This is a genomic window from Actinoplanes sp. NPDC051633, from assembly GCF_040681735.1.
GTDB lineage: Bacteria > Actinomycetota > Actinomycetes > Mycobacteriales > Micromonosporaceae > Actinoplanes.
Genome location: NZ_JBFAZH010001317.1, coordinates 1 through 1,989, shown reverse-complemented (window position 1 = coordinate 1,989; position 1,989 = coordinate 1). Strand labels below are relative to the sequence as shown.

The 1,989-nt window shown below is 75.1% G+C and carries 2 protein-coding genes and 1 pseudogene; all 3 read right to left on the bottom strand.

The genetic code is table 11. The features are described from left to right. Positions 1-599, bottom strand: a pseudogene (locus tag AB0M20_RS40500) (ATP-dependent helicase); the annotation flags it as partial. Then, a complete protein-coding gene (locus AB0M20_RS40495) occupies positions 599-1,045 on the bottom strand; it encodes a DUF5990 family protein (protein ID WP_364306495.1) in 447 nt (148 codons plus the stop codon). The pseudogene AB0M20_RS40500 and the gene AB0M20_RS40495, both read right to left, overlap by 1 nt. A gap of 10 nt (positions 1,046-1,055) precedes the next feature. Then, positions 1,056-1,989 (bottom strand): cytochrome P450 (locus AB0M20_RS40490; protein WP_364306493.1); only part of this gene is annotated, 934 nt, incomplete at its 5' end.

Sequence of the window (1,989 nt, the reverse complement as noted above, 5' to 3'; positions counted from 1 at the left end):
CGGACCAGGCCGTCGACCAGGCGGTGCAGGGCGGCTCGCAGCACCTCGGCGGCCGGCTGGCCGGTGAGCGCGCCTGGATGGGCCCGCTCGGCCCGGCACGCCGCCGGCATGCGGCGCAGCAACTCGGCGTGCCGCGTCACGTCGGGACCGGTCAGCACGGGACGCCAGTGGGCCCGCGGACCGTCGGGCCAGACCGCCGGCAGCACCCGCCCGCGGGCCACCAGATCGGCGGCGAACGCGCACACCTCCGCCAGATAGAGCAACGACGGCGCGGCCCGCTCGTCCTCCTCGGAGACCATGTCGGCGGTGACGAACGGCACCGCCACCGCCGGAACCTGCCAGGCCCGCAGCCGCGGCCGCGCCCGCGAGACGCCGACCCCCAGCAGCGGCGACGGCATCGGCCGGGTGGCCGTCGACGGCAGCAGCAGGATCGCCGGCGGCCTCGGGTCTCCCTCGGCGGCCCGCGCGAACGGATGCCAGGGCACGTCGCCGCGCCGGGAGATCTCGCTGCCGCCGGAGGCCGGCAGGGAGGCGGTGTCGGTCTCGGCCCAGACGCCCAGCGTGCCGTCGCGGGACAGGAAGCCGTGCAGGACGCGCATCACTCGAGCGTCCAGGCGATGTCGGGCGGGCGGACCCGGGCGCATCGCGGCGAGCCGTCGGCCTCGGTCAGCCCGAGCCGGCCCACCAGCACCCCGGCCCCCGCATGCGCGCCCCGCATCGCGTCGGCCGGCACGTCGCCGAACAGCAGCTTGGCCCGGCGGAACATCGCGAACCCGTCGTCGGAGACCGCGCCCCAGCTCAGGTAGAGAAACCTGGCCCCGGGACGGCCGTGCACATACGGCCCGCCCACGTCGAGCAGCCCCTCGCCGGCGTCGCGGCTGGCCACCTCGAACTCCCAGGCGGCGGACGGCGCCGACGCGGGCACCCGGTCGACGACCTCGGACTTGCGTTGCACGCCGACGTGCACGTTGCCCAGCCGCAACGCGTCGGCCTGCCCACCGGCCCGCCGGCCGGGCAGGTCGCTGCCCTCGATCCTGATCCGCACCCGGAGAAGACTATGCCGCGGGTACGACACTTCGGGCGACCCGCACCGGCAGGCTGATCGGCCCGCGCACCAGCGAGGACGTACGCCGCTTGACCGGGCCCGCCCGCCGCAGCCCGGGCAGCCGCTCGGCCAGCCGCTGCACCGCGATCGTCGCCTCCAGCCGGGCCAGCGGCGCGCCGACGCAGTAGTGGATGCCGCTGGAGAAGGCCATGTGGTCGGCGACCTGCTCGCGATGGATGTCGAACCGGTCGGCCGACGGGAACACCGACGGGTCCCGGTTCGCCGACCCGAGCAGCGTCAGGACGATCTGCCCCTCGCGTACCCGGACGCCCTCGATCGTGAGGTCCTCACGCGCGGTGCGCGCCGTCCGCTGCACCGGCGGATCCCAGCGCAGCGTCTCCTCGATCACCTTGGGCGCGAGCGACGTATCAGCACACAGGCCGGCCCACTGGTCGGGGTGGTCGAGCAGCGCCTTGACCGCGTTGCCGATGAGGTTGACCGTCGTCTCGAACCCGGCCACCAGCAGCAGGCTGCACATCGGGACCATCTCGGCCGGTCGGATGTCGTCGCCCTCGGCCGCCACGATCCGGCTGATCACGTCGTCCGCGGGCTCGCGGCGGCGCAGCTCGAAGAGGCTCTCGAACAGCGCGAGCAGCTCGCGCTGGGCGGACCGCAGCCGGGCCGCGTGGCGCAGCGAGCGGATGCCCTCCAGGGCGCTGCCGAACTCCGTGCCGATGGCGGCGAACCGGTCCGCGTCGGCGTCCGGCACGCCGAGCAGGTCGGTGATCACCGCGATCGGCAGCGGTGCGGCGAAGGCCGGCACCAGGTCGACCGTACCCGTGGGGTCGATCTTGTCGATGAGCTGGTCGACGGTCTGTTCGACGCGGGGGCGGTAGGAATCGATCAGGCGCGGGCTGGAGGCCGGCTGCGCCAGGCGGCGCAGC